Here is a 14,554-nt window from a genome sequence, read left to right on the forward strand (position 1 = left end):
GATAAGCACTGAAAGCATCTAAGTGCGAAGCTCGCCTCAAGATGAGGTTCCCCACCGGGTAACCGGGTAAGACCGCAGCGAGACTAGCTGTTTGATAGGCCGCACGTGCAAGCGCAGTGATGCGTTCAGCGAAGCGGTACTAATGGTCGAGGGCTTGACCTAATTCACGCGTCTAGCACGCTGCTGGACCGCGTTCGGCCGCCGGCTCGACCGGCGTCTCGGCAAATCGACGCTTCCAGTCGAAGGTTCGCTCGCCATCCGTGGGGATGGTGGTCGCGCCAATTGAAGATCTATCCCGGTGACGCTAGCGGAGAGGAACCACCCGTTCCCATCCCGAACACGGAAGTTAAGCTCTCCAGCGCCGAAGATACTTGGGGGGCAACTCCCTGGGAAGATAGGTCGTCGCCGGGATAGTTCATTTCCCGGTCCCTTCCAAGGATCGCTGCCGCCGTTCGGGCGTCACGCTATCCTCGGCCGGTGGATCGGATCTGCCCCTACCTCGCCCTGGCCGATGATGGCCGCACGGTGGCGGACGGGTTTGACCCCGAGCATCGCTGCCACGCTCTCACGCCTCCCGCTCCACTGGAGCGCTCGCGACAGGTGCAGCTGTGCCTGACCGAGGCCCACGCCCGCTGCGAGCGCTTCGGGGCTGCTCGCACCGCGTGGCTTGCCGCCTCCAGTGGGTTGCCCCGGGTGGCGCCGGACGTCGCCTTTGGGCGCACGCGCCTCGTGCTCGAGCCCGAGGCTGCGTGGCGCAGCCTGGCAAGCTCACCGACGACACGCTTCAGCCGTCCGGCGATCCTGGTTGCCGCGGTCGCACTTGCGGTGGTGGCTCTCCTCGTACTGAGCAGCATCGTCGGGATCCTGAACGGCCCGCCAGCGACCACGAGCCAGACCGCGAGTCCGTCGCCCTCACCGAGCGCATCCCCATTCGCGTCGTCCCAGTCTGCATCCGCTGAGGCATCCGCATCGGCATCGGCTCCCGCGCCAAGCACGACTCCGGTCGCGACGCCAGTGCCCACGCAGAGGACCTATACCGTGCAGCAGGGAGACACCCTCAATCTGATCGCGCAACGCTTCGGCACCACGGCCGAGGCGATTCGAGCCGCCAACGGCCTGACCGGGGATACCATCAATGTCGGGCAGACCCTGATCATCCCCTGAGGCCGTCGCGCCCGGGGTCTCAGAAGGGGGGCTGGCAGGTCCGGCAGAAGGTGGTTGCCTCGTCTCCGCCGATCTGACGCAGGATGCGTCCACAGCGCGGGCACGGCTCGCCGCCACGCAGGTGCACATTCAGAAACTCGCGATGCTGGAGATGGATGTCAGGGGGAACCAGCGTTCGGAGGCGGAGAGTCGCGTCCGCCAGGACGGAGCGCATGGCCGTGTACAGGCGGTCGATCTCCTCCGGTTTGAGCGTGCTGCGACGCCGCAGGGGAGCCAGCTGCGCCTCCCACAGGATCTCGTCGCTGTACGCATTCCCGATGCCGGCCACGAAGCGGCTGTTCCGCAGCAGGGACTTCAGCTCACCCGGATGCCGCCGGATGCGCTCGCGGAACCGCTCGAGGGTGAGGTCCGGGTCGTCTGCATCGGGGCCCATCTCGGTCCAGCCCGGGATGGCGTCGAGACCGTCGGGCCGGACGACGTAGAGCTTGCCGAGCATCTCGCGATCGACGTAGCGCAGCTCGCCGCCGTCTGAGAAGCGAATGCGCAGGCCGGTGCGCGCCCGGACCTTCTGCCTGCCGTCGTCGAGCAGCCAGAAACGGCCGGCCAGCATCGGGTTGGCTGCCAGTACCAGCGCATCGACGCCATCGCGAGCGAATGCGAGCAGGAGGAACTTGCCCCGCCGCCTGGCAGCCGTGATCGAGGTGCCTGCCAGCTGCGCCAATTCTGATGGCGTTGCCCGCACCAGGATCGGCGTCGGAGCCGTCGCCTCGAGGACCGGGCGGCCGGTTGCGCGTGCCTGGAGCTCCTCCGCGACGATCGTCAGATCCGGTAGTTCAGGCATCGCTGAGCACGCTTGACCGTGTGGTATGCTCCTGCGGCTCTGGAGCAAACAACCGCATAGCCACGCGCGGATGCGCGCCTCTCTCATCGAGCGTTACGGAGGAGCAACCGAGTCGTCGATCGACCATGAAGGAAGCTTCCACCCCTGATGAATGAGACGCCCTCCGCACGCGGAGGGCGTTGTTGCTGCGGGGACATCGCACCCAAGGAGCGTACACGGACTTGACCGACGAAACGAATCAGCCCGAGCCGCCTTCCGAGGATTCGATCCCCGCTGCGGCCGAGGAGACGCAGGCCGCGGACCCGCCGGCCGAGACGACCGCGACCCCGCAGGCTGACGTTCCGGCCGACGCCATCGTTGAAGAGTCAGAGCCAGAGGCCACTCCCGAGCCGGTGCCGATGGCTGCCGAGGCCGAGCCGGCTCCCGAGCCTGAAACCGTCGAGGCCGAGCCAGAGCCTGCCGATGCCGAGCCGGAGCCGATGGTGGCCGAGGCTGAGGCCGCTCCCGAGCCGGAGGCTGCTCCCGAGTCCGATTCCGAGCCGATGACCATGGCCGAGCTGCTGGACGACCCGTCGAACGAGGTCAAGAGCCTCAAGCACGGGGATGTCGTGGAAGGCACCGTGGTGCGGATCGATCCCGACGAGATCCTGGTCGACTTCGGTGGCAAGAGCGAAGGCGTCGTCTCCAATCGGGAGCTGATGAGCCGTCGTGGCCCGCGAGATGGCGAGGAGGCCCGCCAGGAGCTCAAGGTCGGGGACGAAGTGCTCGTCTATGTTCTCCAGCCCGAGTCACCTGAGGGCCATGCGGTCCTCTCGCTGCGCCGAGCCGGTCTCGAGCGCAAGTGGCGTGCGATGCAGGAGCGCTTCGATGCCGGCGAGATCGTCGAGGCCCGAGTGATTGACCACAACAAGGGCGGCCTTATCGTCGACCTGGGCGTGCGCGGCTTCGTGCCGATCAGCCAGATCGTCGACTTCCCGCGCCGGCCGCGCGACGAGCAGCCGCGCGACGCAGCCCAGGAGATCGCAGAGAAGCTGCAGCCGTTCGTCGGACGGACCCTCCGGCTCAAGATCCTCGAGGTCAATCGCAAGGCGAATCGGCTCATCCTGTCCGAGAAGGTGGCCCTCTACGAAGAGCGACGCGAGAAGCGCGACGAGCTCTTCAGCAGCCTGCAGGTCGGGCAGCGCGTGCAGGGCACCGTGCGCAGCATCGCGCCCTTCGGTGTCTTCATCGACCTTGGCGGGATCGACGGACTCGTGCACAAGAGCGAGCTCTCCTGGAACAAGGTCAACAACCCGGAGACCGCCTACGCCATCGGCGACGAGGTTCAGGCCGAGGTCATCGACATCAACCACGAGCGCGGTCGAATCAGCCTGTCGATCCGGCGGCTCCAGCCCGATCCGTGGCAGGAATCGGTCGCCAAATACAAGATCGGCGACGTCATCTCCGGCACGGTCACCAAGCTGGTGAACTTCGGCGCATTCGTCCGGGTCGAGGAAGGCCTGGAGGGACTGATCCACATCAGCGAGCTGTCGAACCAGCGCGTCGCGCACCCCGGGGACGTGGTCAAGGAGGGCGATACCCTCAACCTCAGGATCATCAGCCTCGACTCCGAGCGTCATCGCCTTGGCCTCTCGCTCAAGCAGGCCGAAGAGCGGACGACGCCAGAGTCCGCGCCCGCCCCTGCCGCGGCCGCGGCCACGATCGGTTCGAGCCCGTCAGCTCCAGCGCGAATCGAGGAACGGCCGGCGCGCCGTGAGCGCCGGCCCGACCGTCGTGACCGGGACTACCGGCCCGAGGATGCCATCAGCGAGCCCGATGAGGGGATCGACAACACCATGGCCGCTGCGTTCGCAGAGTCCGGGCTGCTCGACCAGCTGCGGAGCGCGCGACCAAAGAAGGCCTCGAAGGCGACCCCAGAGCCCGAAACAGCTGACGAGCCCGACGCAGTGGCGGCCGAGCCGCAGACGGAAGAGCCGGTAGCTGAAGCAACGGCCGAGCCGATCACCGAGGCTGCAGCTGCGGAGCCTGAGGCTGAAGCGCATGTGGCGGAAGGGCCGGCTGAAGAGCCTGTTGCCGCAGAGCCCGAGGCTGACGAGCCCGCGGCCGAAGCTGCTCCCGAGGAGCCGGCCCCGGAGCCTGAGGCTGAAGAGCTGGTCGCCGAGGCCGCTCCTGAGGAGCCGGCCGCCGAGGACGCGGCCGATGAGCCGGTCGCGGTGGCTATCGGCGAAGAGCCCGAGCCCGTCAAGGCCAAAGCCGACCCCGAGGCCTCGTAGATCGACTGTCGCTCCGGTTCGGAGTTCGCACCCGGTCGAGCCTGACGGCGCCTCGCGACGGCACATGATAGTGACCCGCTGGCCGGGCTTTTCACGAACGAACCGTCACCGTAGCCTGTAGTACCTATTGAAGGCACCGCGCGGGAGTGGTGCTCTACACTCTGGCCACGTTCGGTGGTTCAGCCAGGGCCGCCGGGCAGTCACGGACAGGATGCGCAATGGACCGCTTCGACAAGTTCACGGATAGGGCACGCAAGGTGCTGACCCTTGCCCAGGACGAGGCGCAGCGCTTCAACCACAACTACATCGGCACCGAGCACCTGCTGCTCGGCCTCGTCCGCGAGGGCGAGGGCGTCGCGGCGCGCGTCCTCGAGAACATGAACGTAGAGCTCTCCAAGGTCCGGACCGCGGTGGAGTTCATCATCGGGCGCGGGGATCGGCCGGTGGTCGGCGAGGTGGGCCTCACGCCACGTGCCAAGCGCGTCATCGAGCTGGCCATCGATGAGGCACGGCGCCTCGGCCATAACTACATCGGCACCGAACACCTGCTGCTGGGCCTCGTCCGCGAGGGCGAGGGAATCGCCGCCGGCGTCCTCGAGAGCCTGGGCGTCAACCTCGACAAGGTGCGACACCAGGTGATCCATGTCCTGAGCCAGAGCACGAGCGTGTCACCGGCGCAGGAGACCAAGCGGCCGTCGAAGACCCCGACTCTCGACCAGCTCGGCATCAACCTGACCGAGGCCGCCCGCTCCGGCAAGCTCGATCCGGTGATCGGCCGCGAGAAGGAGATCGAGCGCGTCATCCAGATCCTGAGCCGGCGCACGAAGAACAACCCCGCCCTGATCGGCGAGCCGGGTGTCGGCAAGACCGCCATCGCCGAGGGGCTGGCGCATCGCATCGTGAGTGGCGACGTCCCGGAGACGCTCGCTGACAAGCGCGTGCTGACCCTCGACATCGGCTCATTGGTGGCGGGCACCAAGTACCGCGGCGAGTTCGAGGAGCGACTCAAGAAGATCATCGAGGAGCTCCGCAGCAGCAGCGACAGCGTCCTCTTCATCGATGAGCTGCACACGCTGGTGGGGGCAGGTGCCGCGGAGGGGGCGATCGACGCCGCCAACATCCTCAAGCCGCCGCTGTCGCGTGGCGAGCTGCAGTGCATCGGTGCGACCACGCTCGACGAGTACCGCAAGTACATCGAGAAGGACGCCGCCCTGGAGCGTCGCTTCCAGCCGGTGATGGTCGAGGAGCCGACGGTCGACGAGGCGGTCGCCATCCTCTTCGGCATCCGCTCGCGCTACGAGGATCACCACCACGTCAAGATCAGCGACGAGGCGGTCCATGCCGCGGTCGACCTCTCGGTGCGCTACGTGGCGGACCGCGCGCTGCCGGATAAGGCGATCGACCTGATGGACGAGGCCGGCTCGCGCGTGCGCCTGCGCCAGTCCAAGGCACCGCCGAACATCAAGGAGGCGCAGCACGAGCTCGAGGACGTGACGCGCCAGAAGGACGAGGCGATCGCCGCCCAGGACTACGAGGCCGCCGCGCGACTGCGCGACGAGGAGGCGCAGGGCAAGGAGGCGATCGAGAAGTTGCGAGCCGCCTGGCACGAGGAGTCCGCCAAGGACGTGCCGGTGGTCACCGAGGAGGAGATCGCCCAGGTCGTCAGCATGTGGACCGGGATCCCGGTGATCCGCATCAGCGCCGAGGAGTCCGAGCGGCTGCTGCACATGGAGGACGCGATCCACAAGCGCGTGATCGGGCAGCAGGAGGCGACCGACATCGTCTCCAAGGCGGTCCGCCGTGCGCGCGCCGGACTGAAGGATCCCAAGCGGCCGATCGGCTCGTTCATCTTCATGGGCCCCACCGGCGTCGGCAAGACCGAGCTCGCAAGGGCGCTGGCCGAGTTCATGTTCGGCTCCGAGGACGCCATGGTGAAGATCGACATGAGCGAGTTCATGGAGCGCCACAACGTCTCGCGACTGGTCGGCGCGCCTCCCGGCTACGTCGGATACGACGAGGGCGGCCAGCTGACCGAGGCGGTGCGTCGCAAGAGCTATAGCGTGGTCCTGCTCGACGAGATCGAGAAGGCGCATCCGGAGGTCTTCAACATCCTCCTCCAGATCCTGGAGGACGGACACCTGACCGATGCCAAGGGACGCCGCGTAGACTTCCGCAACACGATCATCATCATGACCAGCAACGTCGGCGCCCAGCTGCTCCAGAAGGATTCGCGCATCGGCTTCCGCGCTGAGGGTGAGGCGGGCTCCCTCGCCGAGGCATCGGCCGACTACGAGCGCATGAAGGAGAAGGTGCTCGGCGAGCTGAAGAACGTCTTCCGGCCCGAGTTCCTCAACCGGATCGACGCGACGGTCGTCTTCCGCGAGCTGACCCGTGAGGAGATCCGCGAGATCGTGGACCTGCTGCTGGAGCGCGTGAAGTCCCAGCTGGCGGGGCAGCAGATGGAGCTCATCGTGACCGATGCCGCCAAGGACGCGATCATCGTGAAGGGCTACGACCTCGCCTTCGGGGCGCGCCCGCTGCGCCGCGAGATCCAGCACCAGATCGAGGATCCTCTGGCCGAGCGGATGCTGCAGGCGACCTTCGAGGCCGGCGACACGATCGTGGTCGACGCCACTCCGGACGGTCTGATCATCGAGCGCAAGACGGAGAAGCGGCAGCCCGTCAAGGCACGCTGACCGCCCGATAACCCGGCGGTACGCGGGGGCGTGGCAAGATGGCACGACCCGTGCCAGCCACCCGCTCCGTCTACGTCTGCCAACAATGTGGCGCCAGCTCGCCACGCTGGTCGGGCCAGTGCGCCTCGTGCGAAGCGTGGAACACCCTGGTCGAGACGGTCGTGACCCGCACCGCCTCCGGCGGGTCCGCCAGGACGCGTGAGCGCGCGGCTGCCGCCGGTTCGGCAGCGATCTCGCCGATCGGTGGAGTCAGCAGCGCCGAGGCCTCGCGCCTGCCAAGCGGGATCGGCGAGCTCGACCGCGTCCTGGGCGGCGGGCTGGTCCCCGGCTCGATCGTCCTCTTCGGCGGCGACCCCGGGATCGGCAAGAGCACGCTGCTGCTCCAGCTGGCCGGGCGGCTTGCTGCGGCCGGTCATGCGACGTTGTACCTGACGGGCGAGGAATCGGCCTCCCAGGTCCGCGGCCGGGCTGAGCGGGTCGGTGCGGTGGTCGACGGGGTTGGGCTGGTCGCCACCACCGACGTGGCGACAGCGGTTGGGGCGATCGAGGCTTCGGCACCCGCGCTCGCCGTGGTCGACAGCGTCCAGACCTTCGCCAGCGCGGAGCTGGGCGGACCGGCCGGCAGCGTCGGGCAGGTGCGCGAGGTCGCCACGCGGCTGGCGGAGGTCGCCAAGGCCGGCGCCACCTGCGTGGCGCTCATCGGTCACGTCACCAAGGAGGGCACGGTCGCGGGGCCGCGAACCCTTGAGCACCTCGTCGACGCGGTCATCTACCTGGAGGGGGAGCGGATGGGCACCACTCGCCTTCTGCGCGCCGCCAAGAACCGATACGGCTCCACCGATGAGGTAGGCGTCCTCGAGATGCGCAGCGACGGCCTGGTCGAGGTCGCCGATGCCAGTCGCTTCTTCCTGGAATCCGAGCAGCCACCGGTCGCCGGTAGCGCGATCACCATCGCCCTGGAGGGGACGCGACCGCTGGCGGTCGAGATCCAGGCGCTCGTCGCTCCCGCCGGGTACGGCTCGCCACGCCGCGCGACCACCGGGATCGACGTGAACCGAGTGCTCATGCTGATCGCGGTGCTGGCTCGCCACGCCGGGCTGAACCTGACCGGCCACGACGTGTATGTGAACGTCGCCGGCGGGCTGCGCATCGACGAGCCGGCGGCGGATCTGGCCGTTGCTACCGCACTGGCCTCGTCGCTGCGTGAGCGCCCGGTGCGGGAGGGGACCGTCCTGGCCGGCGAGCTGTCGCTCTCGGGACGGCTGCGGCCTGCCGCCCGCGCCGAGCGGCGGATGGCGGAGGCGGCGCGGCTCGGATTCGACCGCATGGTGACCGGACCCGAGCGTGGCGCACCCGGCGCCCGCGGGCCCGCCGGCCAGCTGGTGGCGGCGGCGGACCTGCGGGAGGCGCTGAGAGAGGCTCTCGTCACGGACTGATCCGGCCCTTGGTCGTAGACCGGCCGTACGGCAGGTGCTAAGGTGGCCGCCCGCCACTGGCGGGCGCGGGATTGGCATCATCGACTTCATCACATTTCATTGCCCGCGACATCGGATCATCACGGACTCATCGGCTAATGACCACATTCATCCGGCTCGTGGGCGCCCTGCTCGGAACCCTGCTTGGGTTCGCGCTGGGACTGCTCATCCTGACAAACGCAGATCGCGTCATCGATGCGCCGAATCGGCCGGCCTTCCTGATGGCGATGGTCGCCGCCACCCTGCTGTTTGGCTACCTGGCGATCCCCTACGTCACCACCCGACCGGCCCGCTGGGCGGTCGACCGCCTGGCACAAGCGGGCGCGGGCGAGTTCGCGCTGGGCGTGGCCGCGATCGTCGTGGGCCTGCTGGTCGGGGTGCTGGCCGGTCTGCCGCTGATCGCGATCGGGGGCTGGGCCGGGTCGGTCCTGCCGCCGGTGGTCGCCGTGGTGCTGGCGCTCCTGCTGCTGTGGGCGACGATGTACAAGCGAGACGTGCTGCTGCCGGCCGTCGCCGGCATCCTGCCTGGTGCGCGGCGGCGGAGTGGCTTCTCGCAGATCGTGATCGACACCAGCTCGGTGATCGATGGTCGCATCGTGGACGTCGGCCGCACCGGCTTCATCCTGGGCACGCTGGTGGTGCCGCGCTTCGTCCTCGACGAGCTGCAGCGCATCGCCGACTCGCCGGATGCCATCCGACGCAACCGTGGCCGACGCGGCCTCGAGATGCTCAGCGCGCTCCAGAAGGACTCCATCTCGCCGGTCGAGGTGACCGAGGAGACCTACCCGGAGATCGGCGAGGTTGATGCCAAGCTGGTCGCCTTCGCGCGCGACCACGGAGCGGCGATCCTGACCAACGACTTCAACCTGAATCGCGTGGCCGAACTGCAGGGGATCCGCGTGCTGAACATCAACGAGCTGGCCAACGCGGTCAAGGCGATTGTCCACCCCGGGGAGGAGATGACGGTAAAGATCATCCAGGAGGGGAAGGAGCCGGGGCAGGGGGTCGGCTACCTGGATGACGGAACCATGATCGTGGTCGAGGGCGGCAGCCGGTCAATGAACGAGGAGGTCGGCGTGACCGTGACGCGCGTGCTGCAGACGGTGGCCGGTCGGATGATATTCGCCCAGCCGCGCGACATCCCAGCCGCCGGATGAGGCCGCCGTGCTGATCGGGGCGGTGCTGGTCGCCGCCGGCAGCGGCCGCCGCATGGGGAGCGACAAGCTCTGGATCGAGTTCTCCGGCAGGCCCGCCTGGCGCTGGGCGCTCGACACGCTGCTGGCGGTGCCGGGGATGAGCTGGGTGGTGGTCGTGGCGCCACCCGATGCAGTGGAGCGGTTCCGCGACGCGATCCCCGAGGCCGCCCGCGGCCGGTCCGAGGTCGTCGCCGGCGGCGAGGAGCGAGCCGACTCGGTGCTGGCCGGCATCGCGGCCCTCACCGCAGCCGGCTTCCCCGAAGATGCTGCCGTCCTCATCCACGACGCCGCACGACCGGCAGCCTCGAGCGAGCTGATGGCGCGGATCACCGCGGCCGTCACCCCGACCGACGGAGCGGTCCCGGTGGTCACGCTCCACGATTCGCTGAAGCACGTGGACACCTCGGGCAGGGTCATCGCCGCGTTCGATCGTGAGGGGCTGGCCCTGGCGCAGACGCCCCAGGCCGCGACGCTGGTCGTGCTGCGAGCCGCGCTCGAGGAGGCGCAGGCCTGGGGGCGCAAGATGACCGATGAGGCGGCCGCGCTGGCGGCCGGCGGCGTCACCGTCCACTCGGTGACGGGGGAGCCGGGCAACCAGAAGCTGACCGAGCCGGGGGATGAGATGCTCGTGGCGGGCGTGCTCGCCGCGCGCTCGATGCCACTGGTGGCGCCCGCGGTCGGCGAGGGCCAGCGAGCGGGGATCGGCTTCGACGCACATCGGTTCGGGGAGGGAGGGACGCTGCACCTGGGCGGGCTGGAGTTCCCCGGAGAGCCGGCGCTGGCCGGGCACTCGGACGGCGACGCCGGCCTGCACGCGGTCATCGACGCGCTGCTCGGAGCGGCAGCGGCCGGCGACATCGGCAGCCTCTATCCGCCGGACGATGCCCGCTGGGCAGACGCCGACTCCGGCGAGCTTCTGCGCGGGGCTGTCTCGACCCTGCACGCGGCGGGCTGGCGGCCGGTCTCGGTCGACCTGACGATCGTGGCCGCCCACCCGGCCATCGAGCCTCGGCGGGTGGAGATGGCGGCGCGGCTGGCGGAGCTGTGCGGCATCGAGGCCGGTGCGGTGGGTGTGAAGGGGACCACCGCGGACGGGCTCGGGTTTGCAGGCGCGGAGGGGATCGCTGCATTCGCGGTGGCCGTCATCGCCCACGCATGACCGATTGGATCGGCGGCCGTCGGCCGGTGGTCGAGGCGCTGGCTGCGGGACGACCGGCCACTCGGTTGCTTGTTGCCCACAGCGCCCGCCCAGGCCCGGAGCTGAACGAAGTCCTGGCCGCCGCGCGGTCGGCATCGGTGCCGGTGGAGACGGTCGATGCGAATCGCCTGCGGCAGCTCGCCGGCTTTGACGGTCACCAGGGCGTCCTGCTGGAGGTGGCGGAGCGCCAGTTTGCCGACCTCGCCGAGCTCCTCGCGGCAGCAACGAAGCGGGCGCACGACCCGCTCCTGCTCGTCCTCGAGCACCTGCAGGACCCGACCAACTTCGGCACCCTGCTGCGCTCGGCCGAGGCGGCGGGCGTGGACGGCGTCATCTTCCCGGAGCGTGGCGCCGCGCCCCTTTCGGCTGCGGCGGTCAAGGCCTCTGCCGGAGCCAGCGAACACCTCCTCCTCGCGCGCGTCAACGGCCTGGGCGAGACGGCGCGGGAGCTCCAGGAGCGAGGCATCCGGCTGATCGCCGCGGACCAGGATGCCCCGACGGCAGCATGGGACGCGGACCTGACTGGACCGATCGCGATCGTGGTCGGCAGCGAGGGGAGCGGCGTATCAGGCGCCATGCGCCGGCGCTGCGACCTGCTGGTGCATTTCCCGATGGCGGGCAGGATCGCGAGCCTCAACGCCGCCACGGCGGGCGCGCTGCTGTTGTTCGAGGTGGTTCGTCAGCGAGCGGCGGGGGCTCGACTAGAATCGGGCGCGACGCCGACGTAGCTCAACGGTAGAGCAGTGGTTTTGTAAACCACCGGTTGTGGGTTCGACTCCCTCCGTCGGCTCCATCCTCGCCGCCGGTTGAGCCGCCGATCGGTCGTTCGCTATACTGCCGGCTCGGTCGGCAGCGCACCACCTGCCGATCGAAGGCGTGGGTAGGTTGAGCAGGTGGTGAGCTCCGCTGACTGTAGATCAGCCGTCTTCGACTGTGGGGGTTCGATTCCCTCCCTGCCCACCATCGTCCAACCGGGAAGCGATCCGATACCGAGATTTGCCAAGATAGGCACATGGTTGCCTGTCATCTCACCCTTCCCGCAGAATCTGCGCGCGCCCACGTAGCTCAGTTGGCAGAGCACGTCCTTGGTAAGGACGAGGTCTCCGGTTCGAGCCCGGACGTGGGCTCCACCCATCGTGGGTGGCCAATCGCAGCAGACGTCTGGTAGGAGGTCGGATCCGCGGTGAACATTGCGCTGCCGCTCCTCTCGTCGGTCTTCTCATTCATCTTCGCCGCGATGGTCGGAGACCAGTGGCTGCGCCGACGTCAGCCGTACCAGCTGGTGTGGACGATCGGCCTGCTCTGGTACGGGATCAGCGCCGGGACCGAGTTCCTGGGCAGCGCCTTTGGCTGGAGCGAACCGCTCTACCGGACCTGGTACCTGATCGGGGCATTCGGTGTCGCCGCCTACCTGGGGCTTGGCACCGTCTTCCTGCTCAACCGCACGCGATTCGGATATTTCGTGGCCTTCAGCCTCTTCGCCGGCGGTCTGTTCAGCATCCTCGCCGCGGCGGCCCGCGCCAAGGAGGGGGTGCCCACAACGGACGGCGCCGTCCTGACCGTGGTGGCCTTCTCGACCGTGGGAGCGCTGGCGCTCGCCGTCGCGACCCGCTTCGATCGGCGGCTGGTGGCACCCCTTGCGGCCGGCATCCTGGGCGTCGCCTCGGCCATCGTGACCGTCCTGGTGCTGTCGGTTCCGCTGCCGGCTCCCGGATACGCCCTCGACCCGACGACGGGAGTCCCGGTGGGGACCGCCTTCCCCAGCGATCTGCGGATCCTGACGCCGCCCTTCAACATCACCGGCGCGTTCGCGCTCGTGTTCGGAGCGGTCTACTCGGCCTACATCTTCATGCCGAAGCGGCGCCTGCTGCGGATCGAGGATGGGCCGCCGGTGATCGGAGCGATCGGCCGTGCGGCCGCGGTCGTCGTCAATTTCTTCGCCTCGATACCCGGCGCGATCCGCTCCTTCCGAGCCGGAACGCTGAACTCCCGCGTACCCGCCACCCTCCTGATCGCGCTCGGCGGGTTCGTGCCGGGCCTGACCAGCGGCCTCAACCGCTTTGGCATCACCTGGAGCTTCTTCCTGGGCGAGCTGGTGGGGATCGTGTTCATCTTCGTCGGCTTCCTGGTCAGCATCGAGGTCTTCAGCGACATCCGGCTCCCCTTCACCCGGGTCGTGCTGGTCCGACGCAAGCAGGCCGAGCCGCCGGGTGCCGCGCCGGCCTGATCAGCGGAGCGGATGGATTGCGGAGCAGCAACGCCTCGGGGCTAGGCGTGACCGTGCTCGACAGGACCGCCGGGTGATCAGTTCGACCATTCGAAGGTCCACCCCTGACCTTCCGACTGGTCAGCAAGTCCAACCAACTGCGCCGATGCCTCGCCCAGCGATCAACGACGACGGTGATAGGTCGGAAGTGACAACCTGGCGGTCATTCGGGGCGACCCCAGCGCAGCCCAGCCAGCATGGTCGCGTTGACATCGGCCTCGGAGCCAGCCTAGAATCAGCGCGCTTTCCCCCGGTGACCAGCCCTTGTTTGGCGTGGGCGGCGACGGGCGACTGACGAGGACATCGCACCGTGGCCAAAGCCGAAAATCGACCCGTCATCTCGCTGGCGTGCACGACCTGCAAGGAGCGCACGTACAGCACCCGCAAGAACAAGCGAAACGACCCCGGCCGGATGGAGCTCAACAAGTTCTGCCCGCGATGCCGTCAGCACACGCTGCACCGGGAGACGAAGTAGGCAGAGCGCGTCGGTAGGGGTGTAGCTCAATTGGTAGAGCACTGGTCTCCAAAACCAGCGGTTGCAGGTTCAAGTCCTGTCGCCCCTGCCAGCTTCATCGGTCAATCGAGAACCATCACAGCAGGAGCGAGCTGAAGCCATCGTGTTTCGCGGCATTCGCCAGTACCTCTCCGAGGCCTGGTCCGAGTTGAAGAAGGTCGCCTGGCCCACGCGCCAGACGGTCGTCAACCTCACGCTCATCGTGGTCGCCGTGTCGATCGCGGTCGGGGCCTACGTGGCGGTGCTCGACACCGCCTTCCATGCCCTCGTTGACCAGGTGCTGTGATGAAGGACGAGCAGACCACCGAGCAGGCGACCGAGACCGAGGCGCGCAACGAGGCGCGCCAGGCGGCACGCCTGTCGCGTGAGGCGCCCCAGCCGGACGATCCGTATGCCGCCGAGCGGACCACCAAGCAGTGGTACGTGATCCACACCTACTCCGGCTACGAGAACAAGGTCAAGGCCAACCTCGAGCACCGCATCGAGTCGATGGGCGTGGAGGATCAGATCTTCCAGGTGCTGGTGCCGATGGAGGAGGAGATCGAGATCAAGAACGGCCAGCGCCAGACCGTCAACAAGAAGGTCTTCCCCGGGTACGTGCTGGTCGAGATGGTCATGACCGATGAGTCCTGGTACGTCGTGCGCAACACGCCCGGCGTGACCAGCTTCGTCGGATCCGGCAACCGACCCACCCCGCTGATGGAGGGCGAGGTCAAGAAGATCCTCAAGCAGATGGGGGTCGAGGCGCCCAAGTTCAAGCTCCAGTTCACGAAGGGCCAGAGCGTGCGCGTCAAGGATGGCCCCTTCGCCGAGTTCATCGGCACCGTCGACGAGGTCAATCCGGAGCGCAACAAGGTCAAGGTGCTGGTCAGCATCTTCGGCCGCGAGACGCCGGTCGAGCTCGACTTCCTGCAAATCGACAAGCTCTAGC

The 14,554-nt window shown here is 68.3% G+C and carries 12 protein-coding genes, 4 tRNA genes and 2 rRNA genes; 17 read left to right on the forward strand and 1 reads right to left on the reverse strand.

The window, feature by feature from the left end; all coding sequences use genetic code 11:
• From WEB29_08390 to WEB29_08400, 3 genes are all read left to right on the forward strand, one after another.
• Positions 1-162 (forward strand): 23S ribosomal RNA (locus WEB29_08390); the annotation flags it as partial.
• Between the two features lie 132 nt (positions 163-294).
• Positions 295-411: ribosomal RNA gene (rrf, locus tag WEB29_08395) — 5S ribosomal RNA — on the forward strand.
• A 66-nt stretch (positions 412-477) separates the two neighbouring features.
• Positions 478-1,164: a LysM peptidoglycan-binding domain-containing protein gene (locus WEB29_08400; protein MEX2136952.1), complete on the forward strand. Its 687-nt coding sequence runs from the start codon at positions 478-480 to the stop codon at positions 1,162-1,164.
• Between the two features lie 19 nt (positions 1,165-1,183).
• Here WEB29_08400 and WEB29_08405 read toward each other — a convergent pair whose 3' ends face one another.
• Positions 1,184-2,005 (reverse strand): DNA-formamidopyrimidine glycosylase family protein, encoded by an 822-nt coding sequence (locus tag WEB29_08405; GenBank protein ID MEX2136953.1) that lies wholly within the window; start codon positions 2,003-2,005, stop codon positions 1,184-1,186.
• A 221-nt stretch (positions 2,006-2,226) separates the two neighbouring features.
• On the opposite strand from WEB29_08405, the gene rpsA reads away from it, so the two are divergent.
• The 14 genes from rpsA (at position 2,227) to nusG (ending at position 14,553) form a co-directional block, all read left to right on the forward strand.
• The gene (gene rpsA, locus WEB29_08410; protein MEX2136954.1) at positions 2,227-4,278 is read left to right on the forward strand and encodes a 30S ribosomal protein S1; all 2,052 of its coding nucleotides are present in this window, start codon (positions 2,227-2,229) and stop codon (positions 4,276-4,278) included.
• A 218-nt stretch (positions 4,279-4,496) separates the two neighbouring features.
• Positions 4,497-6,974 carry an ATP-dependent Clp protease ATP-binding subunit gene (locus WEB29_08415; protein ID MEX2136955.1) on the forward strand — a complete coding sequence of 826 codons (2,478 nt, stop codon included), beginning with the start codon at positions 4,497-4,499 and terminating at the stop codon, positions 6,972-6,974.
• A 38-nt stretch (positions 6,975-7,012) separates the two neighbouring features.
• Complete coding sequence (gene radA, locus WEB29_08420) at positions 7,013-8,410, forward strand: DNA repair protein RadA (GenBank protein MEX2136956.1); 1,398 nt, start codon at positions 7,013-7,015, stop codon at positions 8,408-8,410.
• A 137-nt stretch (positions 8,411-8,547) separates the two neighbouring features.
• A complete protein-coding gene (locus WEB29_08425) occupies positions 8,548-9,606 on the forward strand; it encodes a TRAM domain-containing protein (GenBank protein ID MEX2136957.1) in 1,059 nt (352 codons plus the stop codon).
• 7 nt (positions 9,607-9,613) lie between these two features.
• On the forward strand, positions 9,614-10,804 hold the full coding sequence (gene ispF / locus WEB29_08430; GenBank protein ID MEX2136958.1) for a 2-C-methyl-D-erythritol 2,4-cyclodiphosphate synthase: 1,191 nt from the start codon (positions 9,614-9,616) through the stop codon (positions 10,802-10,804).
• Positions 10,801-11,571: a 23S rRNA (guanosine(2251)-2'-O)-methyltransferase RlmB gene (gene rlmB, locus WEB29_08435; GenBank protein MEX2136959.1), complete on the forward strand. Its 771-nt coding sequence runs from the start codon at positions 10,801-10,803 to the stop codon at positions 11,569-11,571. Before ispF ends, rlmB begins: the two co-directional genes overlap by 4 nt.
• Positions 11,562-11,636, forward strand: a tRNA-Thr gene (locus WEB29_08440). The genes rlmB and WEB29_08440 overlap by 10 nt, the downstream gene beginning before the upstream one ends.
• A gap of 85 nt (positions 11,637-11,721) precedes the next feature.
• A tRNA-Tyr gene (locus tag WEB29_08445) sits at positions 11,722-11,806 on the forward strand.
• Positions 11,807-11,897: 91 nt separating this feature from the next.
• Positions 11,898-11,973 (forward strand) — tRNA-Thr (locus WEB29_08450).
• Positions 11,974-12,026: 53 nt separating this feature from the next.
• Positions 12,027-13,070: a hypothetical protein gene (locus WEB29_08455; protein ID MEX2136960.1), complete on the forward strand. Its 1,044-nt coding sequence runs from the start codon at positions 12,027-12,029 to the stop codon at positions 13,068-13,070.
• Positions 13,071-13,419: 349 nt separating this feature from the next.
• Entirely contained in the window at positions 13,420-13,584 is a 165-nt protein-coding gene (gene rpmG, locus WEB29_08460) for a 50S ribosomal protein L33 (GenBank protein MEX2136961.1), read from the forward strand.
• 15 nt (positions 13,585-13,599) lie between these two features.
• Positions 13,600-13,675 (forward strand) — tRNA-Trp (locus WEB29_08465).
• A 51-nt stretch (positions 13,676-13,726) separates the two neighbouring features.
• The gene (gene secE, locus WEB29_08470) at positions 13,727-13,909 is read left to right on the forward strand and encodes a preprotein translocase subunit SecE (GenBank protein ID MEX2136962.1); all 183 of its coding nucleotides are present in this window, start codon (positions 13,727-13,729) and stop codon (positions 13,907-13,909) included.
• On the forward strand, positions 13,909-14,553 hold the full coding sequence (gene nusG / locus WEB29_08475; GenBank protein ID MEX2136963.1) for a transcription termination/antitermination protein NusG: 645 nt from the start codon (positions 13,909-13,911) through the stop codon (positions 14,551-14,553). The genes secE and nusG overlap by 1 nt, the downstream gene beginning before the upstream one ends.
• Position 14,554 lies beyond the last annotated feature (1 nt).

Source organism: Chloroflexota bacterium, from assembly GCA_040902225.1.
GTDB lineage: Bacteria > Chloroflexota > Limnocylindria > QHBO01 > QHBO01 > CF-167.

Excerpts from the sequence above, each read along its gene's own strand:
- WEB29_08405 (MEX2136953.1), bottom strand. The coding sequence starts at position 2,005 with ATGCCTGAACTACCGGATCTGACGATCGTCGCGGAGGAGCTCCAGGCA.
- WEB29_08415 (MEX2136955.1), top strand. The coding sequence starts at position 4,497 with ATGGACCGCTTCGACAAGTTCACGGATAGGGCACGCAAGGTGCTGACC.
- radA (MEX2136956.1), top strand. The coding sequence starts at position 7,013 with ATGGCACGACCCGTGCCAGCCACCCGCTCCGTCTACGTCTGCCAACAA.
- WEB29_08425 (MEX2136957.1), top strand. The coding sequence starts at position 8,548 with ATGACCACATTCATCCGGCTCGTGGGCGCCCTGCTCGGAACCCTGCTT.
- rlmB (MEX2136959.1), top strand. The coding sequence starts at position 10,801 with ATGACCGATTGGATCGGCGGCCGTCGGCCGGTGGTCGAGGCGCTGGCT.
- nusG (MEX2136963.1), top strand. The coding sequence starts at position 13,909 with ATGAAGGACGAGCAGACCACCGAGCAGGCGACCGAGACCGAGGCGCGC.